Below are 26,937 nucleotides of genomic sequence, written 5' to 3'. Positions count from 1 at the left end.
TGGGAATATTGACACAGGCACAAATCCGTCAAGCAGCATGTCCGTTAAATTGCTGGGATAGCTGCGGATTTCATGTAACAGTCGAAAATGATCGTGTCACAAAAGTAGCAGGAGACCCCTCCCATCCAATCACACAAGGAAAAATTTGTGGACGGGGGCGGATGCTTGAAACAAGAACAAACTCCTCGCAACGTTTGTTGCATCCATTAAAAAAAATAAACGGCCAATTCGAGCAAATATCCTGGGAACAGGCACTGCATGAGATTGCTGAAAAGCTCATAGATATAAAAGAAACCTACGGGTCGACGGCCGTTTTACACAGCCATGACTATGCCAATAATGGGTTATTGAAAAACCTTGACCAGCGTTTTTTCAACTGCTATGGAGGTGTAACTGAACTTTACGGTTCACTCTGTTGGGGAGCAGGCATTGAAGCACAAAAGTGGGATTTTGGCGCTGCCTACAGCCATAACCCCAATGATCTTTACCATAGCAAAAATATTATCATCTGGGGACGAAATGTCGCTCGCACCAACATGCACTTTTACGAAAAACTACTAGAGGCGAAAAAACGCGGGGCGAAATTGATTGTCATAGATCCGATCTATAATGCCACGGCTAAAATCGCCGATGAATATATATCGATTAAACCTGGGATGGACGGATTATTGGCGGCGGGAATTATCAAAGAGATGCTTCGCTTAGGGCTAGAGGATCGTGCGTTTATTGAGCAATCAACCTTGGGATTTGAGGATGTTGTTCAACTTCTGGGTACCCTTACGTTAGCGGAAATTAGTGAGATGGCCGAAGTGCCTTGTGAAGTGATGACCCATTTAGCTCAGGTGTACGCGGACAAACCAACCTCAACGTTTATGGGACTTGGCTTACAACGTTATAAAAATGGCGGTAATACGATTCGCTTGATTGATGCCCTTGCGGCAAGCAGCGGAAATGTCGGCATTGCAGGCGGCGGTGCCAATTATGCCAACCTTCAAGTGGGGCAAAGCTTTGTGTTTGAAGAATTAACCTTGCCAAATCGCAGGCAAAAGCAGCGCCAATTTTTAATTATGAAACAGGCAGAAGAAGTCCTAAAGGCAAAAGATCCGGGTATTCAGATGATTGTTGTCACATGTGGCAACCCGCTGACCCAGGTGCCTGACACCCAAGTGGTGGAAGAAGCCTTCTCTTCTGTACCAACATTGGTGGTAATCGACCAATTCATGACCGATTCGGCAAAGCTTGCAGAGTATGTATTACCGACAACCACAGCTTTTGAGGAAGAGGATATTTATTATTCGTCGATGTATCATCATTATGTGAATTATGGTCCGAAGTTGGTCTCCGCACCAGGTGAGGCAAAACCTGACTTATGGATTTGGACGGAATTAGCGAAACGGCTTGGTTTTGGGGCTGATTTTGATTTTACCAGAAAACAATTTTTGCAGATGGCCTTTCAGGCATTGGAAAAAAAGGGTGTATCCCTCGAAACATTAATGGAGAAGCATGCCCTAGAACTGCCGGTCACAGCTGTCCCATGGCAGGACCGGCAGTTTACAACCCCAAGCGGTAAATATGAATTTACCGCACGTTTGGGTCAAGAACGGTTAACCCTAGCCGTGCCAGAGGAGTCAAAGTGGACCAATCCCGAGCTTGCGGAAAAATATCCATACAGTCTGCTGACGATTCATCCAATGCGCTCCAACCACTCGCAGAACTATCATCTTTTAGGTGCAAATTTGCAACTCAAGGTTGAAGTGGCCCAAAATATTGCTGACAATCTTGGTTTACAAAAAGGTGATTTTGTCAGAGTGTGGAATGACCGCGGCTTTGTTGCAGGCTATCTTTCCATCTTACCCTCTGCCCATCCGAACACGATTAATATCGATGAAGGAATTTGGAAGCAGTTAGGCGGGTCCGTTAATAACCTGACGTCAAGCCGTGCATCAGATAATGGTCTTGGCAGTACGCTTTATGATTGTCTCGTGAATATCGAAAAAATAAACTAACTGCCGCTTTTAAAGCGGCAGTTGTCTTTTTTTATATAAATCTCTATAATTGTGAAAGACTTGTCTTTTTAATTAGCTAGAACTAATTTTTATTTAATATAGATCTTATTTTTTGAGGAGTGAAATTAATGGCATTAACAGCTGGTATCGTAGGTTTACCGAACGTTGGTAAGTCTACTTTATTTAACGCAATTACCCAGGCAGGGGCAGAATCAGCCAATTACCCATTCTGTACGATTGACCCGAACGTAGGGATCGTTGAAGTACCTGACCACCGTTTACAAAAATTAACTGAACTTGTTCAACCGAAAAAGGTAGTCCCAACTGCTTTTGAATTTACTGACATTGCTGGGATTGTTAAAGGAGCAAGTAAAGGGGAAGGTCTGGGGAATAAATTCCTTTCACACATCCGCCAAGTTGATGCAATTTGCCAGGTAGTTCGCTGCTTTGCAGATGAAAACATCACCCATGTATCAGGGAAAGTGGATCCAATCGATGATATTGAAGTCATCAACCTGGAGTTAATTCTTGCTGACATGGAATCCGTAGAAAAGCGAATTGGCCGTGTTGAGAAATTAGCTAAGCAAAAAGATAAAGAAGCTGCGGCTGAATTCGAAGTCCTCTCGATGCTTCGTGATGCTTTTGAAGCTGAAAAACCTGCTCGTACGGTTGATTTTACAGAAGAGCAAATGAAACTTGTTAAAGGATTGCATCTATTAACGATAAAGCCTGTCCTTTATGTAGCTAACGTTAGTGAAGATGATATTGCCGATCCATCAGACAATGAATATGTTCAAAAGGTGCGCGAATTTGCCGCTGCAGATAACGCAGAAGTAATCGTAATTTGTGCGAAAATTGAAGAGGAAATTGCTGAACTTGAAGGCGAAGAAAAGCAAATGTTCCTGTCTGAGTTAGGGATTGAAGAATCAGGCCTTGATCAATTAATCCGTGCGGCCTATCATTTGCTGGGATTAGCAACTTATTTTACTGCAGGTGTTCAAGAAGTTCGGGCCTGGACATTCATAAAAGGAATGAAAGCTCCACAATGTGCCGGGATTATTCACTCTGATTTTGAACGCGGCTTTATTCGTGCGGAAACAGTTTCCTATGATGATTTACTAGCTGCCGGCAGTCACACTGCCGCCAAGGAAGCTGGCAAGGTTCGATTAGAGGGAAAAGAATATGAAGTTAAAGACGGCGATGTCATTCATTTCCGTTTTAACGTCTAGAATCATCGGCTCTGCAAAGTTTGCAGAGCTTTTATTAATGGAAATAACTCATTCCTGTGAATGACATTGCATTTCTTTTATTCTTATGCTATAATTTCAACTTGTGAGTAATTAATAATTGCTCCTTGCCCAAATGGGCCGTTTAGACCAAAAGGAGGTGACTGTGATGAATAAGTACGAAATCATGTACATCATCCGCCCAAATATTGAAGATGAAGCTAAGAAAGCTCTTGTTGAGCGTTTTAATTCTATTCTTCTTGAAAACGGAGCGGAAACTGCTGAAACAAAGGATTGGGGTAAGCGTCGTTTAGCATATGAAATTAACGATTTCCGCGACGGATACTACGAAATCACTAAAACAACAACTTCAGCTGCTGCAGTTCAAGAATTTTCTCGTCTTGCAAAAATCAGCGAAGATATCATTCGCCACTTAGTAATTAGAGAAGACGCATAATATAGATTATAAATTTTTCTAGTGTTTATGTTTCACATGAAACATTTTCTGGAAGAAAAGGAGTTGATTCTGATGATGAATCGTGTCGTACTTGTTGGCCGTTTAACAAAAGACCCTGATTTGCGTTATACACCAAATGGGGTCCCTGTTGCTACCTTTACTTTAGCAGTTAACCGTCCATTTTCTAGTCAGTCAGGTGATCGTGAAGCAGACTTTATTAATTGTGTTGTTTGGCGTAAACCAGCTGAAAATGTGGCAAACTTCTTAAAAAAGGGAAGCCTTGCAGGTGTAGATGGCCGCATTCAAACCCGCAACTATGAAGGACAAGATGGTAAGCGTGTATACGTTACTGAAGTTCAAGCAGAAAGTGTTCAGTTCTTAGAACCTAGAAACGCATCTGGTGGTGGCGGTGGAAGAGGCGATAACGATCAATTCGGTGCTCCTCCAAGGGAACCACAAGGGTCTCCATATGGCGGCGGCAATCAGAATCAACGTCCAAATCAAAATTCAAATAAAGGTTATACAAGAATGGATGAAGATCCGTTTGCAGGTAATGGTCAAATTGATATTTCCGATGACGACCTTCCATTCTAAACCAACCTTAAATGAACGATCATAAAAATAAGAAAAAAGGAGGGAATTTTCATGGCAGGAGGACGCAAAGGCGGTCGCGCAAAACGTCGTAAAGTGTGCTATTTCACATCAAATGGTATCACTAAAATCGATTATAAAGATGTAGATCTACTTAAGAAATTTATCTCTGAGCGTGGAAAGATTTTACCACGTCGTGTAACTGGTACTAGCGCTAAATACCAACGTAAATTAACAGTTGCAATCAAACGTTCACGTCAAATGGCATTACTTCCATTTGTTGCAGGTGAATAATAAATAGACGGAAAAGGCAGTAAGGGTTCTCCCTGCTGCCTTTTTCTTATCCTCATAAACTTGTGTAGAACCGATTATCTCGATAAAATAAAGAATAGTGTCGAAATGTATAGGGGTGAAAGTGTGAAAGACGTACGCAAGCTAACGGAGGGTGCGATCCTCTTGGCAGCATTTGCTGCACTGCTATTAATAACCATATATGTACCCATCGTAGGGGCGATTGTCAATCTGGTATTGCCGCTTCCGTTTATTATCTTTTCTTATAAAAATAGTCTGAAACTGATTGCCGCATTCGTTTTAGCAGCAATATTTATTTCATTTATTGCCGGCTCTTTAATGGGTTTAGGCATCATGCTTATTTACGGATCCGCCGGTGTAGTTATTGGTTATTTGCTCCAAAAAGGCAAGAGTCGAACTTTTATATTGATTGCCAGTTCGCTCACCATTATGGCTGGACTAGTGATTATGTATGCAGTCGTGGTCGCTTTTATGAAAATAGATATTATCCATGAACTAACAGTGGCCTTAAATGAATCAGTTAAAAGCTCTGAGGAAATGCTGAAAGCAATGGGCAGAGAAGACCAAATAGAACGGTTGAAAGAGCGAAATGCCCTCATACTTAAGCAAATCGTGACGCTTGCGCCAAGTGCCTTAATTATGGCTTCTATTATGCTTACCTTTATTATCCAATGGCTTTGTTTTCCTATTGCGAAGAGGTTTGGAGTCAATGTTCAGCCATGGGGCCATTTTCGCAATCTTGCCCTCCCCAAAAGCCTATTATGGTATTATTTAATTTCCTTAGGGGCGATGCTCTTATTTCATCCGCAAGAGGGTACCTACATATACTCTGTTTTAATTAATGCGAGGTCGATATTAGAGACGTTTATCCTCCTGCAGGGTGTCTCGCTTTTATTTTATCTTTTCCACCAAAAGTCCGTTGCTAAGGGGCTAGGTGTGTTTGTTGTAATTCTTACTTTCATGATTCCGCTGGTCCGTTATATAATAATGTTATTAGGCATTACGGATTTAGGCTTTAATTTTCGAAAGCAATTTGAAAAGAAAGAGTAAGATTCACGACTAGGAGCTGAAAATTTTGCCTGCATTTTTAGAAAAGCGGTCCATTCGTTACCCTTTTTATGGGTTAATTGCTGTCACAGTGGTACTGCTCATTGTCCTGTATCTATATAACCGGATATTAAGTGTAGCAGGGCTATTATTAATGCTATTTCCTATTTACTATATGTTTGTGGTCGATCGCCGCCAACGAAAGGAAATGGAAGAGTACATCTCGACCCTCTCCTACCGCGTTAAACGAGTAGGCGAAGAGGCATTGATGGAAATGCCAATCGGGATTATGCTCATTAATGAAGAGTATTATATTGAATGGACAAATCCATTTCTAGCCTCTTGTTTTGATGAAGATACCTTGGTGGGGAGATCGCTGTATGATGTGGCCGATACCTTGATACCGTTAATTAAACAGGAAGTAGAAACAGAAATCATTACCCTTCATGACCGGAAATTTCGTGTCATCCATAAACGCGAGGAACGGCTTTTATACTTTTTCGATGTCACCGAACAAAAAGAAATCGAGAGAATGTACCAAAATGACCGGACGGTTATTTCGATTATCTTTTTAGATAATTATGATGACCTTACCCAGGGTATGGATGATCAAATGCGCGGGAGCATCAATAATTTGGTGACCTCTATCCTAAATAAATGGGCGCAGGATAATGGGATATTTTTAAAAAGAATTACTTCGGAACGATTTATTGCTGTGTTCAGTGAAGGGATTCTTCAAAAGCTGGAAAAAGGTAAATTTACGATTCTTGATGAAGTAAGAGAAATGACTGCTAAGCAAAATGTATCGTTTACCTTAAGTATTGGTGTCGGAACAGGTGTGACTTCTCTGCCAGAATTGGGAGGATTAGCGCAATCGAGCTTGGACTTAGCCTTAGGCAGAGGAGGCGACCAAGTAGCGATTAAATTGCCAAATGGCAAAGTGAAGTTTTATGGCGGCAAAACTAATCCAATCGAAAAGCGTACGAGAGTTAGAGCACGAGTGATTTCGCACGCCTTAAGGGATTTAATTATGGCAAGTGATAAAGTGATCATCATGGGGCATAAAAACCCAGACATGGATTCGATTGGTGCGAGCATTGGTATCTATAAAGTCGCACAAATGAATCAGAAAGATGCCTATATCGTTGTTAACCTACAGGAAATTGACAATGCTGTTAAACGGCTAATGACGGAAATTCGCCAGCAAGAGCAATTGTTTTCCCGCTTTATTGGACCAGAAGAGGCGCTTGAAATCGCTACTGAAAAAACCTTGCTCGTTGTCGTTGATACGCATAAACCGTCCATGGTCATCGAAGAAAAGCTTCTCAATAAAATTGACAATAAGGTTGTCATTGATCACCATCGCCGCGGCGAAGACTTTATTGCCAATCCACTCCTTGTTTACATGGAGCCTTATGCCTCGTCGACTTCAGAACTAGTGACAGAGTTTCTTGAATATCAGCCAAAACGGGGTAAAATTGAAATGATTGAGGCGACCGCCCTCTTAGCGGGAATCATCGTCGATACCAAAAGCTTTACATTACGAACAGGCTCAAGGACGTTTGATGCGGCCTCCTATCTAAGAGCGCATGGAGCAGATACGATCCTCGTTCAAAAGTTTTTGAAGGAAGATGTGAATACATATATTAAGAGATCCAAGTTAATTGAGTCTGTTACCTTTTACCGCGATGGGATTGCCATTGCAAAAGGAACTGAAAATGAGTTTAACGATCAAGTGATTATTGCCCAAGCAGCGGATACCTTGTTAACGATGGATAGTGTGATTGCTTCCTTTGTCATCTCAGCACGCAGTGAAGGGGTGATTGGCATCAGTGCACGGTCCCTTGGAAACATCAACGTCCAAATCATCATGGAAAGCCTCAAAGGCGGCGGGCACCTGACGAACGCAGCCACACAACTTACGGGTTTATCGGTGGAAGAAACGGAAAGCAAATTAAAGCTAGCAATTGATGATTATTTTGAAGGAGTGAAAAAGGAATGAAAGTAATTTTCTTAAAAGACGTTAAAGGTAAAGGAAAAAAGGGTGAAGTCAAGAATGTAGCTGACGGTTATGCCCATAATTTTTTACTTAAACAAGGTTTAGCGAAGGAAGCAAATAATGCTAACATTAGTACGCTCGATGCCCAAAAGAAGAAAGAAGAAAAGGCAGCTGCGGAAGAATTAGCGGAAGCAAAAAAATTAAAAGAAGTATTGGATCAAGTCACAGTTCAATTAACAGCTAAAGCCGGTGAAGGCGGCCGCTTATTTGGCTCCATCACGACAAAGCAAATTGCGGAAGAATTACAAAAGAAACATGGAATCAAAATCGATAAACGTAAGATGGAATTAGCCGATGCGATTCGCACGCTTGGCCACACGAAGGTTCCGGTTAAACTTCATCACGATGTGGTTGCAACCTTAACTGTTTCTGTTACCGAAGTAAAATAAAAATTTTTCCAATGTGAATTGTTCAGGAACATGATAGAATAGAAAAGTAATCAACACGATGTGATCGGTTTTAACTGGTCACTTTTTTCTTTTTGTTTTTTGGATATGCTAGTTTACAACTTTAATATGGCTATTTTCGCATAGATTGTTGTTTTTCGTATAAGTTCATTAACCCGTATAACTAGATGCATCGTGCCATCTTTTCGTAAGAACATATGCGAAAATTGCCTAAAGTAAATGACTCTTATATAGCTCCAAAATAACAAAGTTTACGAAAAGAGCCTTAATAATAACTCATCCTCTTCATGATAGGAGGTTTTTTGATATATGAATGACTTATATGCAGATCGCATGCCGCCGCAAAATATTGAGGCTGAGCAGGCTGTCTTAGGGGCTATTTTCTTAGAGCCTTCCTCTCTAGTATTAGCTTCAGAAATATTAATTCCTGAGGATTTTTATCGTGCTTCCCACCAAAAAATATTTAACGTTATGCTTAATCTGAATGATCAAGGAAAAGCAGTTGACCTCGTCACGGTAACAGAGGAACTTTCAGCTGCCAAACTGATCGAGGATACAGGCGGGGTTAGTTATTTAGGGGAATTGGCCGCCTCTGTTCCGACGGCCGCAAATATTGAGTATTATGCGAGAATAGTAGAAGAAAAATCATTACTTAGAAGATTAATTCGCACCGCAACCAGCATTGCCTCCGACGGGTATTCCCGTGAAGATGAAGTTGAGGCTCTGTTAAGTGAAGCCGAGAAAAATATTATGGCTGTAGCCCAGCGAAAGAATGCTGGTGCCTTCCATAATATCAAAGATGTGCTGGTTCGTACGTATGATAATATTGAGGAAATGCACAACCGCGTCGGGGACATTACCGGGATTTCAACTGGATTTGCTGAACTAGACCGCATGACAGCGGGATTCCAGCGAAATGATTTAATCATTGTCGGAGCCCGTCCTTCTGTGGGTAAAACGGCCTTCGCCTTAAATATCGCTGCCAATGTAGCGACAAAAACGGGTGAAAATGTCGCGATTTTCAGTCTCGAGATGGGTGCTGAACAGCTGGTTATGCGTATGCTTTGTTCGGAAGGCAACATCGATGCCCAGCGGCTTCGTACCGGTTCTCTTACCGACGAAGACTGGGGCAAGCTGACCATGGCGATGGGAAGTCTCTCTAATTCAGGGATTTTTATCGACGATACGCCTGGCGTTCGCATCAGTGATATCCGTTCCAAATGCCGTCGGTTGCAGCAAGAGCATGGGCTTGGAATGATTTTAATTGACTACTTGCAGTTAATCTTAGGAAGCGGCCGTTCTGGTGAGAACCGTCAGCAGGAAGTTTCCGAGATTTCTCGTTCCCTAAAGCAGTTAGCCCGTGAACTGAAAGTCCCTGTTATTGCCCTTTCTCAGCTTTCCCGTGGTGTGGAGCAGCGTCAAGATAAGCGCCCGATGATGTCCGATATTCGTGAATCAGGTAGTATCGAGCAGGATGCCGATATTGTTGCTTTCTTGTATCGTGATGACTACTATGATAAGGAATCCGAGAATAAGAATATTATCGAAATCATTATTGCTAAGCAGCGTAATGGCCCAACCGGAACCGTTTCGTTGGCCTTCGTAAAAGAATACAATAAGTTCGTCAACCTCGAGACCCGGTATAATGATGCTCCGGGTGCGTAGATTTATTTAGGTTAGCCAAAATTAATTGGCTGGCCTTTTTTTTGTGGGTTGAGGATGAAATAGAAGAAGCTAATCGTGCCCGTCATGGTCGAAAAAGAGAGTCACTGGTAACGAATAGAGTTAATTGTGCCGTTCATGGTCGAAAAAGAGAGTCGCCGGTAACGAATAGAGTGTAATCGTGCCCGTCATGGTCGAAAAAGAGAGTCACTGGTAACGAATAGAGTTAATTGTGCCCGTTCATGGTCGAAAAAGAGAGTCGCCGGTAACGAATAGAGTGTAATCGTGCCCGTTCATGGTCGAAAAAGAGAGTCACCGGTAACGAATAGAGTGTAATCGTGCCCGTCATGGTCGAAAAATAGAATTATCGGTAACGAATAGAGTATAATCACCGACTTAGGATTGACTATAATAAGATGACCTGCCATTCCTATTTAGTTTATAGTTCTTTAAAAGGATCCTCCTAATAGTTTTCTCTGACTTAATAATCTTACACCAATCCTGAACGATCTTTGTGGTAATTTTTTGATCAGGAAATAGAAGCATCAATTCAGTTACACTGCGCAAAACAGCTGACTCCACTCCTTCTGTGCATCCGCAATGGCCACACATCAATATCAATCCTTGCATCCCAGAAAAAAAGAAGTAACATCGTGGACATAGAATTCCTTTTTCCTGTTCTTCATAATGGTAGCCTGGTAAGTACGGATAAGGTGGCTCTACTTTATGGATAGCAACTAATTGTTCAGCCAATTTGTAGTGTCTTTTATTTAGATTCACAGGCCTTGCATTTAGCTTTTTCAAAAAACGGTTCAATTGAGAGTGAAAAACAAGTGATGGATTGATTGAGGTTAGATATAAGTGAAATTCAGGGTTATTGAAGATGAGATACGGTTCAAGCGGATAAGGATAGCCAAGTTCTCGGAGTAATGAACGAAGTAAGATCACACAACGATCCTGCTGGTGTACAGGATTCTTCATATCTTTTTTAGCACTCGTATACCATTTATCACCTTCAACATAGTAGTCGCCTTCAAAATTCTTGACATCCAGAGGGTAAATCTTATCTTGAGATATAAGTAACGTATCAATTTGGAATTTAGAATTGTTATACTCCAGTAATAAATCATGGAGGACCAACCATCCCTCTGATAGCCCTTCTAACCATACATCACTCTTTTGCTCCCCTTCAAAGCCCTTTTTAAGGATTGTATAATTACTGACGTCCTTATCTGTCAAATGCATTCGCGCATTTAAAGATCTCAAAAGGATAATTTTCAGTGGTTCTAAACGAGGCTTAATGAGCATATTCCACATCCTATTCATTATTTTAAGAAACTATAATTCTATTTTATGGAAAAATATCAAAGTTTACAAGATAGAGTCATAAATTAATATTTTACGAACATAATATTATATATTTATATAAATGTTCGTGTTTAGTTTGCTTTTAGCCATAAAACTTGGTAAACTTGTGTATGGAAAAAAGAAAAACGTATTTAATTTGGAGGTGCCTTATATGTCATCAGTAGTAGTTGTTGGGACGCAATGGGGAGACGAAGGTAAGGGGAAAATCACAGATTTCCTTTCTGAAAATGCCGAGACAATTGCCCGTTATCAGGGAGGAAATAATGCAGGCCACACCATACAGTTCAACGGAGAAACGTACAAATTGCACCTAATTCCATCTGGAATTTTTTATAAAGAAAAAATCTGTGTTATTGGAAATGGAATGGTTGTTGATCCAAAGGCACTTGTTACAGAACTTGCTTATTTACATGAAAAGGGCATTACAACCGATAATCTTCGTATTAGTAACCGTGCACATGTGATCCTTCCATATCACTTAAAACTAGATGCGGTCGAAGAAGAAAGTAAGGGCGCAAATAAAATTGGGACAACCAAAAAAGGTATTGGTCCAGCTTATATGGATAAAGCAGCTCGCGTTGGGATTCGAATTTCTGACTTGCTTGAACGCGATGTCTTCGAAGAAAAGCTTGAACGTAATTTGGAAGAGAAAAACCGTTTGTTTGAGCGTATTTATGAAACAACTGGATTTACGAAGGAAGAAATCCTCGACGAGTATTATGAATATGGTCAACAAATTAAACAATATGTTTGTGATACATCCGTTGTCTTAAATGATGCATTGGATGAAGGCAAACGGGTTCTTTTTGAAGGGGCACAAGGGGTCATGCTTGATATCGACCAAGGTACCTACCCATTTGTAACCTCGTCTAATCCGGTTGCTGGTGGCGTTACAATTGGTTCCGGGGTGGGACCATCTAAAATTACCCATGTTGTTGGAGTGTGCAAGGCTTACACCTCTCGTGTTGGTGACGGGCCATTCCCGACAGAATTAAATGATGAAATTGGCAATCGTATCCGTGAAGTTGGCCGTGAATATGGCACCACAACAGGTCGTCCTCGTCGTGTTGGTTGGTTTGATAGCGTTGTTGTTCGCCATGCTCGCCGTGTGAGCGGGTTAACCGATCTGTCGCTTAATTCGATTGATGTCTTAACAGGGATTGAAACGTTGAGAATCTGTACTGCCTATAGTTACAACGGTGAGCTAATTACTGAATATCCTGCAAGTTTGAAGGTATTAGCACAGTGCGAACCTGTTTATGAAGAGCTTCCAGGTTGGACAGAAGATATTACGGGAGTTAAAACATTAGACGAATTGCCTGCAAATGCACGTCATTATGTGGAACGTGTGACCCAACTAACTGGAATTCCATTAACTACATTCTCAGTGGGACCAGATCGTAATCAAACAAATGTCGTCCGCAGCCCATGGAGACAAATTTAATGCTTAACTTAGCAAATGAAGCCCTCATTTTTGAGGGCTTCAAACTTTTTAGAAACTTTTTTTAAAAAAGTATTGCGTTTAGTTGATAGTCCGTGATATTATAAAAAGCGTCGTCACGATACGACAACAAGTACGAGCCATTAGCTCAGTTGGTAGAGCACGACCGAATAAGCTTCATTGAAACAGCATCAGGGCACACGCCGAGTTGCTGCTTGAATTAGCTTTCTGAGGCGTGGGCATCCGGCGTAGCAATAGGTTAGAGTATTATTTTTGTACGAGCCATTAGCTCAGTTGGTAGAGCATCTGACTTTTAATCAGAGGGTCGAAGGTTCGAGTCCTTCATGGCTCACCATAGTTTTTTGCCTTAGCAAAATAACTTTCAATATATGGCCCCTTGGTCAAGTGGTTAAGACACCTCCCTTTCACGGAGGTAACACGGGTTCGAATCCCGTAGGGGTCATGGCTTTTGGTTGTCAGCAAAAGGCTGGCAAGGACGGTTTCCTTGCTGACAATCAATTAAATTTTGGTCTGGTAGTTCAGTTGGTTAGAATGCCTGCCTGTCACGCAGGAGGTCGCGGGTTCGAGTCCCGTCCAGACCGCCATATAAAGTGGCTCAGTAGCTCAGTCGGTAGAGCAAAGGACTGAAAATCCTTGTGTCGGCGGTTCGATTCCGTCCTGAGCCATAAAAAAAAGAAGCTTGCAGATGCAGGTTTCTTTTTTTTATGCATTTGTAACCTTGTTGTAAAAAACAATCCTCAATTTACCAAAAAACAATAGATTCCTGTCGAAAATTGTAATAATTAAGCTCCTCCTTCCGGACTATAAAAAACCCTGATTTAATAGGATTTCCCCCCTGGTTTTTAAAATGAAAACAGAAAAATGTTTCAAGCAAAAGTAGGGAAATATCAGCAATTATACATTTTTGTTACATTATAGAGACTATTAATCTATTTTCAAAAAATTATGGTAAAGTAAATACGGTCTAAAATTCTGGGAAATTCTTTAATAGTATAAACATAGATTAAGAGGGTTTTACCGTGGTTTAGGGAGGAAAAATGTTATTTTTAGATAAGATATCACAAACAAAAAAGTTATTACTCAAAACGACCATTGTGACCACCATGGCATCAGCGCTGATTGCCTTGAGTTATGGTCCTGTCGCGTTTGCTGATTCAACCAAATCAGCGGAGGATTATCATGTATACCTTGAAGGTACATATATAGGCAATGTTACGGATAAGGATGTAGTGAATAAAATAATTGCTGAAAAAGTAAGCGACACTGATCTTACTATCGCTCAGCAGGTGAAAAACATTCCTTATCAAGTATTTCCAATTGCTGAAGACGAGACAGAAACCGTTCGTACCATCAGAAATATCTTCCAGCTCCAAACGGAGGCAACAGCTATCATGATTGACGGGAAATCAGTCGCTTATGTAGATAATCAAACATCGGCGGAAGAAGTCATGAAGAAGTTGATCCATCAATACGTGCCAGAGGATCAATTAGCTGAACTTAAGGCCAGAAAAGATTCAGGTAATTCGACATTACCAGCCTTGAAAGAAAATGAGACTCGTTTATTAGACCTACGACTATCTAAAAATGTTTCATTTTCAAATGAGGATACTGCTCCAAGAAAAATTATGTCTGCTGAAGAGGCAGTTACTTTCTTACAAAAAGGGACGCTAGAGGAAAAGAAATATGTCATTCAAAAAGGCGATGTGCTCGAAACCATTGCCCATGATCATCATATGAAGCTGGCGGACATCTTAGCGATGAATCCTGGACTAACCGGGGATAAACTAATTAAGATTGGTCAAAAAATTAATATGACCGTTCCAAAACCATTTATTGAAGTGATTGTTGAAAAAGAAGTAAACAAAAAAGAAGAAATTCCTTTTAAAAAGAAAGTGGTTGAGGACAAATCCCTTTTAAAAGGAAAAACAAAGGTAAAACAAGAAGGTAAAATTGGAGCACGCACAGTTACCTATAAAATCTCTGAACAAAATGGTGTAACCTTAAACAAGGATGAGGTAAATGAAACGATCCTTGAACAGCCAGTTAATGAGATTATTATTAAAGGAACAAAGGTAATCCCTTCGCGCGGTGATGGTACCTTTGCCTGGCCAACCGTTGGTGGATATGTATCCAGTAAGCAAGGTCCTAGATGGGGCAAAATGCATAAAGGGATTGATATTGCCGGGCCAAGTAACAGAACAATCAAGGCAGCTGATAATGGCGTGATTGTTTCTGCAGGCTGGGGCGGCGGTTATGGTAATAAAATTGTGATTGACCATCGAAATGGTTTCCGTACGCTATATGGCCATATGTCATCGCTTAAGGTTAGAGCAGGCCAGACGGTATCAAAAGGATCCGCGATAGGAGTAATGGGAGCTACAGGAGATGCTACAGGCGTACATTTGCACTTTGAAGTGTATAAAAACGGCAGCTTGGTAAATCCACTTTCTTATTTAAGATAAAAGGTGAGTCTCTAGTTATGACTAGGGACTTTTCCTATTTTTGTGAAAGGAAAAAATTGTAATACCAGTCTTACCAAATGGTTATAGGTGAATTTATGCGAATAACATGATACAGTAAAATAGTATAGTTATGACTTCTAGTAATATTTGATTAAATAGATTGAAACAACAAAATGAAAAGGAGCGATGGTATGGAAAAGAAAATTCTTGTTGTCGATGATGAAAAGCCAATTGCTGATATACTCCAATTTAACCTAAAGAAAGAAGGATACGTGGTCTATTGTGCTTATGACGGGAACGAAGCAATCGAGTTGGTTGAGGAAATACAGCCAGACCTAATCCTTTTAGATATTATGCTTCCCTTACGTGACGGAATGGAAGTCTGCCGTGAAATTCGTAAGAAGTATGAAATGCCTATTATTATGCTGACGGCGAAGGATTCTGAAATTGACAAAGTTTTAGGACTTGAGTTGGGTGCTGATGATTATGTGACGAAACCGTTTAGTACTAGGGAATTAATTGCCCGCGTAAAGGCTAATTTACGCCGTCACCAACAAGTGCTGACACCGCCAGATGCGGAAAATGAAACGAATGAAATTGAAGTTGGCTCACTGACGATCCATCCAGATGCCTATATCGTTTCCAAACGCGGTGAGACGATTGAATTGACGCACCGTGAATTTGAATTACTTTACTATTTGGCCAAGCATATCGGTCAAGTGATGACGAGGGAACACCTCTTACAAACGGTTTGGGGTTACGATTACTACGGCGATGTACGGACAGTGGATGTTACAGTTAGAAGATTGCGGGAAAAAATTGAGGACAGCCCTAGCCATCCAACATGGATTGTTACAAGGCGCGGGGTAGGATACTATTTGCGCAATCCTGAACAGGAGTAAAAAGAATGAGAAAGGTTGGTTTCTTTCGCTCTATACACGTAAAATTTGTTATCATCTATGTCCTCCTTATATTAGTGGCCATGCAAATTATCGGTGTTTATTTTGTCAAACAACTGGAAGAAACATTACGGACAAACTTCCAAACATCGTTAAAACAACGGGTTGATTTGCTTGCGTATAACATTGTTGAGGAAATGGAGAAGGAGAGAACGCCTGAAGATCCAACACTCGAAGAAGATATCAAAAAAATCTTAAGAGACTTTGATGCAGGTGACATTTCAGAAGTTCAGGTGATTGAAAACAGGTCCCTTAAAATTCTAGGTACCTCCCATCCGAGTAACCAAGGGGTAGTTGGCCAACGGACCACGAAACTTCAGGTGAAACAATCAATGGTATTAGAAGAGGACCAAAGTGTCATTAATATCGATAAACAAACTGGACATCGGATATGGGTCCTCTCTACACCGATTAAGTCTGGGAAAAAGGTCATCGGTGCTATTTATTTGGTGGCTAAAATTGAGAATGTCTTTGAACAAATGAAAACGATCAATCGGATTTTTGCCACGGGTACAGCGATTGCCTTATCTATTACCGCTTTGTTGGGCATTTTGTTAGCTCAAACCATCACTAGGCCAATTGCTGATATGAAGAAGCAGGCATTAGCGATGACCAAGGGTAATTTTTCAAGAAAAGTAAAGGTCTATGGCAATGATGAAATTGGTACTCTGGCGATTACATTTAACAATTTAACGAAGAAGCTGCAAGAAGCACAGGCCATGACTGAAGGGGAACGTAGAAAACTTTCCTCTGTTTTGTCTTATATGACCGATGGAGTAATTGCAACGGACCGGAAAGGCCGTGTGATTTTGATCAATGAACCAGCGGCAGAAATGCTGAATGTTTCACGTGAAACAGTGCTGACACAGCCGATCGTAGAGTTACTAGATTTAGATGATACCAATTCCTTTGAGGATTTATTGGAAGAAAAGGATTCCATCATTTTAGATTATAGTACCAATAAAGAGCGGTATTTCTTGCGCGCAAACTTCTCTGTTATTCAAAAGGAGACAGGCTTTGTCAATGGATTAATTGCCGTTCTACATGATATAACCGACCAAGAAAAAATTGATGCGGAACGGAGAGAGTTTGTCGCCAATGTATCCCATGAACTAAGAACACCTCTGACAACGATGAGGAGTTACTTAGAGGCCTTGGCAGATGGAGCCTGGCGGGATGAGGAGATTGCCCCGAACTTTTTAGAGGTGACGCGGACTGAAACAGAGCGAATGATTCGCCTGGTGAATGACCTCCTCCAACTTTCCAAGATGGATAGTACTGATTATAGACTTACCATTGAGTGGGTTAACTTTGTTGATTTCTTCGATCGCATCATTGACAGGTTTGAAATGTCTAAGGAACAAAATGTTACCTTTAAACGAAAGCTCCCTAAGCATGCGATCTTTGTTGAAGTTGATGAAGATAAAATGACACAGGTTTTATACAATATTATTTCCAATGCCCTAAAGTACTCACCAGAAGGCGGACAAGTCACTTTTTCAATGAAAGAAAAGGATGAGCAAATTATAGTCAGCATTTCAGACCAAGGGGTGGGAATTCCAAAAGAGAATATTGGAAAGATTTTTGACCGCTTTTATCGTGTCGATAAAGCGAGAACTCGAAAATTAGGCGGTACAGGCCTTGGTCTGGCGATTGCAAAGGAAATGGTTAATGCTCATGGCGGGGCAATCTGGGTAACAAGTGAGGAAGGGAAAGGAACGAAAATCTCCTTTTCACTCCCGTATGAACGTTCTGAAGAGGATGAATGGTCATGAGATACGAAAATATTAAATCAGGGATTTTGATTGTATTAGTATTGGTTAGTATTTTGTTAACTTGGAACCTTTGGACCTACCAACCGAACTACGAAACGATGGAAAGTAACAAGTATGTAGAAGAGGTCACTTTAAGTGAAAAACAAGAGGTCCAAAAAATCGTCAGACCTGATCAGCTATTTTACCATATGAAAGGTCAGCATTACGGGACTAACAACACAGGTGAAATTGAAAAGGTAATTAAGGAAATCAGCGGTTGGTCCTTCTTTGATGTAAAAAAATATACGAGCGAAGTTAAAAATATCAAGCAATTAATCTCTGGCAGCGGCAATACGGAAATTATTTTTCCAGGTGACGTGCCGATTGAGTTATATCGAAGTGTATTAACGATCGAGGGCAAAAAAATACCTTCCTTCAACTTCAATCGGATTATTATCAATGTGGAGAATTCGGCAAAGGAAAATGGAATTGTTTACTTTGTTTCCACAGAGAGCCAGCAAGTTTATATTAGTCACATATCTTCAGCTAATTTAAGTGAATTTAAACGTGATTTTTATATGAAGGCAGAAAAATATCCACGTCATTTTGCTTTTGAAGCATCCGATAAGCGGACCATTTTTCTTCCGGAAACGGTCACTGAGATGACGACCTATAAATATTTACCTGTTACCCTGGATTCTGAAGAATTCAAAGAGGCCCTTTTTAGCGACCCTAGTTTTGTTCAAAAAAGCTTTGTTCCTTCAGGAGAAGAGTACACAAACGATTCTAGTAAAATGACGGTCAATTTTGAAAGCAATCTCCTTCGCTATGTCAATCCGACTGTAGAAGAGAACTATGTCAACAGTTCCTATGATTTAGTGAAACGAAGCATTGATTTTGTCAATGAACATGGCGGTTGGACAGATCCCTATCGCTATGTTTATAAAAATGAATATACCCACTCTGTAACCTTTCGTTTATATAGCATGGATGGCTATCCTGTTTTTAATGGAAATGGCATTTCTGAGATTAGTGAGGTGTGGGGGCGCGATGAAATCAATAAGTATATTCGGCCCAATATTGCCTTAGAGCTACCATTAACAACGGAGATGGTAAAGGTGACCCGTCCTTCAGGACACGACGCCTTGAAATATTTACAAAACAAAAAGAATTTTAAACCAGGCCTTCTTGAAGAAATGATCTTGGGCTATCGGATGGAACGGGATTCAAAGGAGAATAAACTAATCGTCTTAGAACCTACCTGGTTCTATCGCTATGATCAATCATGGGGAGAAATTACGATGGAAGACCTGGGAGGTACGCAGCATGGATTGGAGTAAGATAAAGACTATTTTTATTATCACCTTCTTAATCTTAGATGTTTATCTCTTATATCAATTCATGAAAATCCGTGATGCTAATAAATATGAGTTCATTACGGAAGCCTCGTTTGAAGAAAAGTTAAAAGCAGATGAAATCAAATATGTGGACCTTCCCAAGGATCCCATTCAAGCCCAGTATCTTAGTGCCAAACCGAAAGTGTTTAATCAGGAGGATGTTGATAAGCTGAAGGGACAGTCAGTGGTGATAAGGGGAACCGGAAGTACCACGCTCCATGTTACATTAGAAAAGCCGTTGAAGATCACTGCAAAGTTTGAACCAGCCGAGCTGTCTGCTTTTTTAAATGACAATGTCCTTTTTGGCGAGGATTATCAATTTGGGGAGAAAAGTGAAAAGGATCAATCTATCACTTACTTTCAGATCTCAGGGAATGTCCCTTTATTTAAAAATATTAATGGAATGATTACCTTTAAAATTGGTGAAGGGAATCAAATTGTCTCCTATGATCAGACCTACCTGGTGGAAATGGAAAAATTAACGGACAAGGAAGAAATTTTGAAGCCGTTAAAGGCGATTGAAACCTTGCACCAGAAGGGAATGTTGAAGTCAAAGAGCAATATAACCGCGATTGAACTTGGTTATTCTACGCTCATTCAGTTGGCTGCCTCCCAAGTATTAGCGCCCACTTGGCGCTTTGAGGTCGATGGCAAGGAGAGCCTATTTGTGAATGCATTTGAAGGGCAGATTATTCAATTTAACAGCGATGAAAAAAGTAAAGTGGAGTGAAATCGTATGTCTTTAAGTTATAGCATTCTTGCAAGCGGGAGCACAGGAAACGCCCTTTATGTGGAGTCTGATGAGCATTCGTTTCTTGTTGATGCGGGGTTTAGCGGCAAGCAAATGGAGGCTCTTTTTGGACAAATTGATCGTGATATTAGTAAGCTTTCCGGAATATTTGTCACGCATGAACACAGTGATCATATTAAAGGAATTGGCGTTCTTGCCCGTAAATACCATTTGCCTGTATATGCTAATGAAAAAACGTGGCGGGCTATGGAAAGTTCAGTGGGCGCTATTCCAACCGAGCAAAAGTTTGTTTTTAATATGGAAACCGTGAAAAGTTTTGGATCGGTGGATATTGAGTCATTCGGGGTTTCACATGATGCGGCCGAGCCAATGTTTTACGTGTTTCATCATTCAGGGAAAAAACTTGTCCTTATCACGGATACGGGCTATGTTAGCGACAGAATGAAGGGAACTATTTCGAATGCCGATGTGTATATATTTGAATCGAACCATGATGTGCAAATGCTGCGGATGGGCAGGTATCCTTGGAACATTAAGCGAAGAATTTTAAGTGATGTGGGCCATGTTTCTAATGAGGACGCGGCTCTAGCGATGAGTGATGTGGTTGGCGATCAAACGAAACGAATTTACCTTGCTCATTTAAGTATGGATAATAACATGAAGGATTTAGCCAAAATGGCGGTAACCCAGACCCTTCAAGAACGTGGTCTGATTGTAGGGGAACAATTCGGAATCTATGATACCGACCCGAAAATACCGACGGCTTTAACAGCTGTATAGTTGTTTATAAACAAAGTAGTGAGTGGAGATCTTCAATAGATCTCCGCTTTTTTTATATGTGACTGGATGTTAAATATACTAGGAAACACTTTGATGCCACTTTTCGTGGTATTGACACTCAATGAGGACAAGACCAGCCGTCAGAATTGGAATTCTGTCCTCATGAAAATAAGTTAACATTTTTAGATATTAAAAAACTATGAACAAAGTCGTAAGTTTTTATTAATACAAGGTAATTTTTAAGTAATTTAACGCAGAGCGAGTATAATTGTTATTATAAGCCAAAATAAACGATAGCAATCTTTTCGGAAAGTGAGGAATGGTGTAAAGTGGGTTACTATGATGATCATTCACAAAACCGCTTCAGGGAACAGAAAGGAAATCGAGGTGGGGTTTTCCTTGCCAGCGTCGTTGGTGCCATCCTTGGGGCCATTTTAGTTATCATTGCCATCCCTGCCCTATCAAATCGGGGGATTCTTCCCTATCAAATTGAAACAAATGAAAACAAAGCCGTAGAATCGACTACCAATAATAATAACCAGAATGTCATTCAAAAACAGATTGCCTATGACGTGACTACCAATACAACGAAAGCGGTTGACAAGGCTGCAGATGCAGTTGTTGGAATCAATAATATCCAGTCTACCAGCTTTTGGTCTGACGAAGAAGCGGATTCAGGGGAAGAAGCAGCCGGAACGGGCTCAGGAGTGGTTTATAAGAAAGCAGGAAATAAAGCCTATGTTGTGACGAATCATCACGTGGTTGAAGGAGCCGCAAAGCTAGAGGTAAGCTTTAGTGATGGCACAAAGATTCCAGCTAAACTGCTCGGCAGTGATGTCTGGACTGATTTAGCTGTGCTCGAGGTCGATGCGGACAAGATTAAAAAAGTTGCTGAGTTTGGTGATTCTGATAAATTAAAAATAGGCGAACCGGTCATCGCGATTGGTAACCCGCTCGGCGCGACCTTCTCAGGTTCCGTCACACAAGGAATTATATCTGGACTAAAGCGGACGATTCCCGTTGATATTAATCAGGACGGGTTAATTGACTGGAATGCGGAAGTACTGCAAACTGATGCGGCGATCAATCCTGGTAACAGCGGCGGGGCTTTGATTAATATTGCGGGTCAGCTTATTGGAATTAACTCGATGAAGATTGCACAAAATGCAGTAGAAGGAATTGGTTTATCGATTCCGATTAACTCCGCACGACCAATCATTGACGACCTTGAAAAGTTTGGCACGGTCAAACGTCCATATATGGGTGTTGATTTAAAATCAGTCTCTGAAATTCCTGCATACTACCAAGAAGAGGCCCTGAAACTACCTCGAAACATCAATTATGGGGTAGCCTTACGACAAGTCGTTCCGAACTCGCCGGCAGCACAAGCAGGATTACAAGAGTTGGATGTCATCGTTGAGATGGATGGGGAAAAAATTAATGATGTCATCGATCTCCGGAAGCATTTGTACCAGAAAAAGAAAATTGGTGAACAGATGAAAATTAAATTTTACCGTGATGGGAAACTGAAACAAACTACCTTAACATTAACAGGAGATACAACTCAATAAAGCTCCAGAAAAAACGGGAAAGTGAGATGTCACTTTCCTTTTTTTATTTATGTTATTATGTATAAGTTGGTGAGGTATCTCGTATGACAGTCGATTATTAAACAAACAATAACATTAAATAGTAAATGAAGGAAAGGTTGACGATAAAAATGATTTATAGCTGTGAAGAACATGTGGATATTGCCTTAGATGAGATTGTGGATGAATTTGAGACATTTCCGGTATTATCAAAAATAGATGGGGATAACTTATCAACACACTGTGAATATTGTCAAAATCTAGCGACATATGTTGTGGCGAACAAGTGATTCCATACAAGATGTGGATAAAAAATGTGAATATGTGGATAACTTCTGTGGATATCTTGTTTGTAAACTGTTTGTAATCAAGTTGAAAAGGGCTGTGGATTGTGAATATCTCAATTATTACGGTTGGTAAATTAAAAGAGAAATATTTAAAGCAGGGTATTGATGAATATTTAAAACGACTGACGGCCTATGCGAAGGTCGATGTGATTGAAGTGGCTGATGAAAAGGCACCAGAAATATTAAGTGAGTTGGAAATGGTACAAGTGAAACAAAAGGAAGGCGAACGGATTTTAGCAAAGATAAGCCAAGATACATATGTCATTGCCTTAGCGATCCAAGGGAAATTAGAGTCGTCCGAAGAACTAGCAGATTCATTAGATAAACTTGCAACCTATGGAAAAAGTAAAATTGCCTTTGTCATTGGCGGATCATTGGGCTTGAGTGAAGAAGTCATTAAACGATCGAATGAGCAGCTGTCGTTTTCGCGGATGACCTTTCCCCATCAGTTGATGAGGTTGATATTGGTAGAACAGGTATACCGCGCGTTTCGGATTAATCGGGGGGAACCGTATCATAAGTAAATGAGGTTTTTTAAGGAGCCGAAAAAGGCTTCTTTTTATAAGTGTTTTTTCATATTTAAATTGTCCCTTTAATATAGTACTTAATATATACTTGTCGATTTTTTGGTAGTCCTTGAATATTGCAGTATGAAGGAGATGAGGAGATTGCCCGAGAGCTCAGATAAGAAATCTGATCTTAATGTCATCTATATCGTTCTGGATGACGTGGGTTATTCAGCATTAGGCTGTTATGGTTCTGAGATTGAAACACCTAATATTAATTCATTAGCAGAAAACGGTCTAAGGTACAATAACTTTAATGTAACCCCTTTGTGTTCACCTACCCGTGCTTGTCTACTAACAGGCCGTAACTGCCACTCGGTGGGGGTGGGAATCATAACGGATATAGATTGGGGGCCTCAATATCCTAATAAACGAGGAAGAATTTCAAACTCGGCTGCCACCTTGGCTGAAATTTTAAAGTGGAATGGGATGGCTACTTATATGGTTGGAAAGTGGCATCTGGTTCCAGGTCATGAAGCTGCATCGAGCGGGCCATTTGAAAACTGGCCGCTCTCAAAAGGCTTTGAGCGGTATTATGGCTTTTTATTAGCGAATACGGATCAGTATGCGCCAGATTTAGTTTTTGATAATCATCGTGTAGACAAACCTGATAAATCTAATTACCATTTATCAGAGGACCTGGTTGATAAGTCGCTCGAATTTTTGACGGATCATCTCTCTGTTACACCTGACCGTCCCTTCTTTCTTTACTTAGCCTTCGGGGCCACGCATGAGCCCCATCAGGTACCAAAGGAATTGATCGAAAAATATGAAGGGGTATACGATAAAGGCTGGGATCAAATCAGGGAAGAGAGATTCAACGTGCAAAAGCAAATGGGAATCATCCCGCCGTACACCGAACTCGTAGAACGTAATCCAGGAATTAAGCCATGGGATGAACTGACAAAGAAAGAAAAATTATTGTTTACCAAATTCCAACAGACGTATGCTGGATTTCTTACTCACACAGATCAGCAAATAGGGAGATTACTCGATTTCTTGAATTCAAAAAACAAGATGGGTGATACCATTATTGTGTTACTTTCTGATAATGGAGGAAGCCAGGAAGGAGGCTGGAACGGTTCTATTAACGATTCTGCCTACTTCAATGGGATTGAAGAAAGTGTAGATCAGATGTTTACTCAAGTAAATGAAATAGGAGGTCCGTTCACAACCCCCAATTATCCTAAAGGTTGGGCGCAGGTTAGTAATACACCTTTTAAATATTATAAGCAGAATACGTTTTATGGAGGGACTCACGTTCCCCTAATCATCCAATGCCCTCAAAGTATTCTAGATCCTGGTTCCATTCGTTCACAATTTTATCATGCGATTGATATTACTCCTACTATACTAGAACTCCTAAACATTGAAGCACCTAAACTATACGAAGGTGTTCCACAAATGCCGCTCCATGGTGTGAGTATGTTGGATACATTTACAGAACCGCTTGCCCCATCAAAGAGAAAAACTCAGTACTTTGAAATGCTCGGACACCGTGCTATTTGGCAGAATGGATGGGTGGCTGTTACCTATCATGAAAGAGGAGTCCCTTTCCAGGAGGATCAATGGGAGTTATACCATGTAAACCAGGATTTTTCCCAAAAGTATAATTTAGCAAATAAGTATCCAGATAAATTAAAGGAGCTTCAAGCAATTTGGTGGGAAGAAGCGAAGAAGTACGGTGTTCTTCCTTTAAATGACAATCCGTTTATAAAAGGTTATTACGGCTTGCAGGAGGGAAGAACAACGTTCACATTCTATCCTGGAATGGCTCATTTGCCATCAACTGCTGCTCCACAACTAACCCTTTCTTCTTATTCCATCACCATTCCAATCTTTCGTTCCAATCCTTCAGAAGAAGGAGTCTTACTTGCTCATGGAAATCATTCAAGCGGCTATACATTATATATTAAAGATAACTACCTATTCTATGAATATAATTATGTTGGCTCCGTCTATATGATTCAATCGTCCGTACAAGTACCTACTGGGTCTTCGACTGTAAGATTTGATTTTAAACGAGGTCAAGAAACGAGTGGAACGGGTAAGCTTTCTATCAGTGGACTGCAAGTTGGCACACGGTACATGCCTCGTACATTACCATTTCTTATTTCTATTGAGGGAATGGATATAGGCCGGGATCGATTAACTTCTGTGAGCGCTAACTACCCAGTTCCGGAATTTCCGTTTACCGGGCAAATACAGAAAGCGGTTATTGAACTGTATAATGACCCGATGTTTTTTAAAAAGAAAAAAAGAGATCCAATCTCCATTAATATAAATGGTTCAATTTCTTATCTTTAGAGAAAGGAGGTAGACAATTGGGGAGTTTTCACATTCTTGCTAAGCCGACAGGTCCAATCTGTAACCTTGATTGCAAATACTGTTTTTACACAGAAAAGGAAGTGTATTATCCGAAAAATCATTCATTCCGAATGCCTGATGATGTTCTAGAGTCGTATATTAAACAATATATTGACTCACAGGATACACGAGAAATTATCTTTGCCTGGCAAGGAGGGGAGCCAACATTAATTGGCTTAGATTTCTTCCTAAAAGCAGTTGCGCTGCAAAAAAAGTATGCTAACGGGAAGCCAATCACTAATACGATTCAAACAAATGGAACATTATTAAATGATCGCTGGTGTGAATTCTTTTCGGCCGAACGTTTTCTGGTAGGTATAAGCTTGGATGGACCCGAGCCTATTCATGATAAGTACCGGATTGATCGTGGGGGAAAACCTACGTTTGAATTGGTCATGAAGGGCATATCCCTGTTAAAAAAACATCACGTCGAATTTAACGTCCTAACCTGTGTCACGAGACATTCTGCTTATAAAGCTCTGGAAATATATCATTTCTTTAAGCAGCAAGAAATTCAATATATCCAGTTTATCCCTATTGTAGAAAGAGAAGTGAATGAAGGAACGGCAGAGCTGTCTCTAAGACATGCGGCCCCGCCTTCTTTTTTAGTAGAAGAAGCAATACAAACAGTCACTCCTTGGACGGTAGAACCTGAAATGTATGGAGACTTCCTCATTCAAATATTTAATGAGTGGGTTCTGAAGGACGCAGGTTCCGTTTTTGTCATGAATTTTGAATGGGCGTTAGCTGCTTGGATCGGAATTCCGTCACCAATTTGTATTTTTGCAGAAGAGTGTGGCCGAGCAGTAGCGATGGAACACAATGGGGAGCTGTTTTCCTGTGATCATTACGTGTATCCTGAATATCGATTAGGAAATATTACTGACGGCTTATTAAATAGTATAAATCATCCAGCGCAGCTTGCCTTTGGCCGAAAGAAAAGGGACACACTTCCCTCCGTGTGTAGAAGCTGCCAAGTTCGTTTTGCTTGTCAGGGGGAATGTCCTAAACATAGATTTCTCATTTCAGATCAAAATGAACCAGGATTAAATTATTTATGCGCATCCTATAAAAAATATTTTACACATATTACTCCGTACATGAAAATAATGAAGCAACTGCTACAAGATGGATTGCCTGCTTCCTATATTAAAGAAATACTTATGAACCAAGGCGGTTTATAAAAATCTAAAAAAGGGTTTTTATACCTCATTTTGATTATTCATGGTGAACCGTACCATAAGTAAATGAGGTTCGCCAAAATGTTTTAGATGAGGACGGGCTCTGTCCATAATAAATAAATAACATTAAAAGGTTATGTTGTCTGATACCCAAAAAAAGTATAAAAAAAACTGCCCAATAGTCATT

The 26,937-nt window shown here is 40.5% G+C and carries 22 protein-coding genes and 4 tRNA genes; 25 read left to right on the top strand and 1 reads right to left on the bottom strand.

Going from position 1 to position 26,937, the window contains the following annotated elements; translation table 11 throughout:
* Window positions 1-8 precede the first annotated feature (8 nt).
* The 9 genes from ACJ004_RS28870 (at window position 9) to dnaB (ending at window position 9,770) form a co-directional block, all read left to right on the top strand.
* Window positions 9-2,006: a molybdopterin-dependent oxidoreductase gene (locus tag ACJ004_RS28870; RefSeq protein ID WP_410896524.1), complete on the top strand. Its 1,998-nt coding sequence runs from the start codon at window positions 9-11 to the stop codon at window positions 2,004-2,006.
* Window positions 2,007-2,134: 128 nt separating this feature from the next.
* Entirely contained in the window at window positions 2,135-3,235 is a 1,101-nt protein-coding gene (gene ychF, locus ACJ004_RS28865) for a redox-regulated ATPase YchF (RefSeq protein ID WP_410896523.1), read from the top strand.
* Between the two features lie 166 nt (window positions 3,236-3,401).
* Window positions 3,402-3,689, top strand: a complete 288-nt coding sequence (rpsF, locus tag ACJ004_RS28860; protein ID WP_410896522.1) for a 30S ribosomal protein S6 — start codon at window positions 3,402-3,404, stop codon at window positions 3,687-3,689.
* A 72-nt stretch (window positions 3,690-3,761) separates the two neighbouring features.
* The gene (ssb, locus tag ACJ004_RS28855; RefSeq protein WP_410896521.1) at window positions 3,762-4,283 is read left to right on the top strand and encodes a single-stranded DNA-binding protein; all 522 of its coding nucleotides are present in this window, start codon (window positions 3,762-3,764) and stop codon (window positions 4,281-4,283) included.
* Window positions 4,284-4,334: 51 nt separating this feature from the next.
* The gene (gene rpsR, locus ACJ004_RS28850; RefSeq protein ID WP_098577061.1) at window positions 4,335-4,574 is read left to right on the top strand and encodes a 30S ribosomal protein S18; all 240 of its coding nucleotides are present in this window, start codon (window positions 4,335-4,337) and stop codon (window positions 4,572-4,574) included.
* Between the two features lie 123 nt (window positions 4,575-4,697).
* Entirely contained in the window at window positions 4,698-5,642 is a 945-nt protein-coding gene (locus tag ACJ004_RS28845; protein ID WP_410896520.1) for a YybS family protein, read from the top strand.
* Between the two features lie 25 nt (window positions 5,643-5,667).
* Window positions 5,668-7,641: a DHH family phosphoesterase gene (locus ACJ004_RS28840; RefSeq protein WP_410896519.1), complete on the top strand. Its 1,974-nt coding sequence runs from the start codon at window positions 5,668-5,670 to the stop codon at window positions 7,639-7,641.
* The gene (gene rplI / locus ACJ004_RS28835) at window positions 7,638-8,087 is read left to right on the top strand and encodes a 50S ribosomal protein L9 (RefSeq protein ID WP_410896518.1); all 450 of its coding nucleotides are present in this window, start codon (window positions 7,638-7,640) and stop codon (window positions 8,085-8,087) included. Before ACJ004_RS28840 ends, rplI begins: the two co-directional genes overlap by 4 nt.
* Before the next feature lie 327 nt (window positions 8,088-8,414).
* Complete coding sequence (gene dnaB / locus ACJ004_RS28830) at window positions 8,415-9,770, top strand: replicative DNA helicase (protein WP_410896517.1); 1,356 nt, start codon at window positions 8,415-8,417, stop codon at window positions 9,768-9,770.
* Between the two features lie 393 nt (window positions 9,771-10,163).
* Here dnaB and ACJ004_RS28825 read toward each other — a convergent pair whose 3' ends face one another.
* A complete protein-coding gene (locus ACJ004_RS28825) occupies window positions 10,164-11,093 on the bottom strand; it encodes a nuclease-related domain-containing protein (RefSeq protein ID WP_410896516.1) in 930 nt (309 codons plus the stop codon).
* A gap of 193 nt (window positions 11,094-11,286) precedes the next feature.
* On the opposite strand from ACJ004_RS28825, the gene ACJ004_RS28820 reads away from it, so the two are divergent.
* The 16 genes from ACJ004_RS28820 to ACJ004_RS28745 all read left to right on the top strand — a co-directional run bounded on the left by ACJ004_RS28820 (window position 11,287) and on the right by ACJ004_RS28745 (window position 26,753).
* Window positions 11,287-12,579: an adenylosuccinate synthase gene (locus ACJ004_RS28820; protein ID WP_410896515.1), complete on the top strand. Its 1,293-nt coding sequence runs from the start codon at window positions 11,287-11,289 to the stop codon at window positions 12,577-12,579.
* Window positions 12,580-12,855: 276 nt separating this feature from the next.
* Window positions 12,856-12,931: transfer RNA gene (locus ACJ004_RS28815), tRNA-Lys, on the top strand.
* A 36-nt stretch (window positions 12,932-12,967) separates the two neighbouring features.
* Window positions 12,968-13,039, top strand: a tRNA-Glu gene (locus ACJ004_RS28810).
* Window positions 13,040-13,104: 65 nt separating this feature from the next.
* Window positions 13,105-13,181, top strand: a tRNA-Asp gene (locus tag ACJ004_RS28805).
* A gap of 8 nt (window positions 13,182-13,189) precedes the next feature.
* Window positions 13,190-13,262 (top strand) — tRNA-Phe (locus ACJ004_RS28800).
* 372 nt (window positions 13,263-13,634) lie between these two features.
* Window positions 13,635-15,059 (top strand): peptidoglycan DD-metalloendopeptidase family protein, encoded by a 1,425-nt coding sequence (locus ACJ004_RS28795; protein WP_410896514.1) that lies wholly within the window; start codon window positions 13,635-13,637, stop codon window positions 15,057-15,059.
* A 191-nt stretch (window positions 15,060-15,250) separates the two neighbouring features.
* The gene (yycF, locus tag ACJ004_RS28790) at window positions 15,251-15,961 is read left to right on the top strand and encodes a response regulator YycF (protein ID WP_410896513.1); all 711 of its coding nucleotides are present in this window, start codon (window positions 15,251-15,253) and stop codon (window positions 15,959-15,961) included.
* A gap of 5 nt (window positions 15,962-15,966) precedes the next feature.
* On the top strand, window positions 15,967-17,793 hold the full coding sequence (gene walK, locus ACJ004_RS28785; RefSeq protein WP_410896512.1) for a cell wall metabolism sensor histidine kinase WalK: 1,827 nt from the start codon (window positions 15,967-15,969) through the stop codon (window positions 17,791-17,793).
* Window positions 17,790-19,112 carry a YycH family regulatory protein gene (locus ACJ004_RS28780; protein ID WP_410896511.1) on the top strand — a complete coding sequence of 441 codons (1,323 nt, stop codon included), beginning with the start codon at window positions 17,790-17,792 and terminating at the stop codon, window positions 19,110-19,112. The genes walK and ACJ004_RS28780 overlap by 4 nt, the downstream gene beginning before the upstream one ends.
* Entirely contained in the window at window positions 19,099-19,899 is an 801-nt protein-coding gene (locus tag ACJ004_RS28775; protein WP_410896510.1) for a two-component system regulatory protein YycI, read from the top strand. The genes ACJ004_RS28780 and ACJ004_RS28775 overlap by 14 nt, the downstream gene beginning before the upstream one ends.
* Before the next feature lie 6 nt (window positions 19,900-19,905).
* Window positions 19,906-20,700, top strand: a complete 795-nt coding sequence (locus ACJ004_RS28770; RefSeq protein ID WP_410896509.1) for an MBL fold metallo-hydrolase — start codon at window positions 19,906-19,908, stop codon at window positions 20,698-20,700.
* 329 nt (window positions 20,701-21,029) lie between these two features.
* Complete coding sequence (locus ACJ004_RS28765) at window positions 21,030-22,271, top strand: S1C family serine protease (protein WP_410896508.1); 1,242 nt, start codon at window positions 21,030-21,032, stop codon at window positions 22,269-22,271.
* A gap of 149 nt (window positions 22,272-22,420) precedes the next feature.
* Window positions 22,421-22,579: a CxxH/CxxC protein gene (locus tag ACJ004_RS28760; protein ID WP_410896507.1), complete on the top strand. Its 159-nt coding sequence runs from the start codon at window positions 22,421-22,423 to the stop codon at window positions 22,577-22,579.
* A gap of 101 nt (window positions 22,580-22,680) precedes the next feature.
* Window positions 22,681-23,160 carry a 23S rRNA (pseudouridine(1915)-N(3))-methyltransferase RlmH gene (gene rlmH, locus ACJ004_RS28755; RefSeq protein WP_410896506.1) on the top strand — a complete coding sequence of 160 codons (480 nt, stop codon included), beginning with the start codon at window positions 22,681-22,683 and terminating at the stop codon, window positions 23,158-23,160.
* A 135-nt stretch (window positions 23,161-23,295) separates the two neighbouring features.
* The gene (locus tag ACJ004_RS28750; protein ID WP_410896543.1) at window positions 23,296-25,509 is read left to right on the top strand and encodes an arylsulfatase; all 2,214 of its coding nucleotides are present in this window, start codon (window positions 23,296-23,298) and stop codon (window positions 25,507-25,509) included.
* Window positions 25,510-25,526: 17 nt separating this feature from the next.
* Window positions 25,527-26,753, top strand: a complete 1,227-nt coding sequence (locus ACJ004_RS28745) for an anaerobic sulfatase maturase (RefSeq protein WP_410896505.1) — start codon at window positions 25,527-25,529, stop codon at window positions 26,751-26,753.
* Window positions 26,754-26,937: the final 184 nt, after the last annotated feature.

The organism is Neobacillus sp. 204 (genome assembly GCF_046562815.1).
Lineage (GTDB): Bacteria > Bacillota > Bacilli > Bacillales > Cytobacillaceae > Neobacillus.
This window is presented reverse-complemented; position numbering and strand designations above follow the sequence as displayed.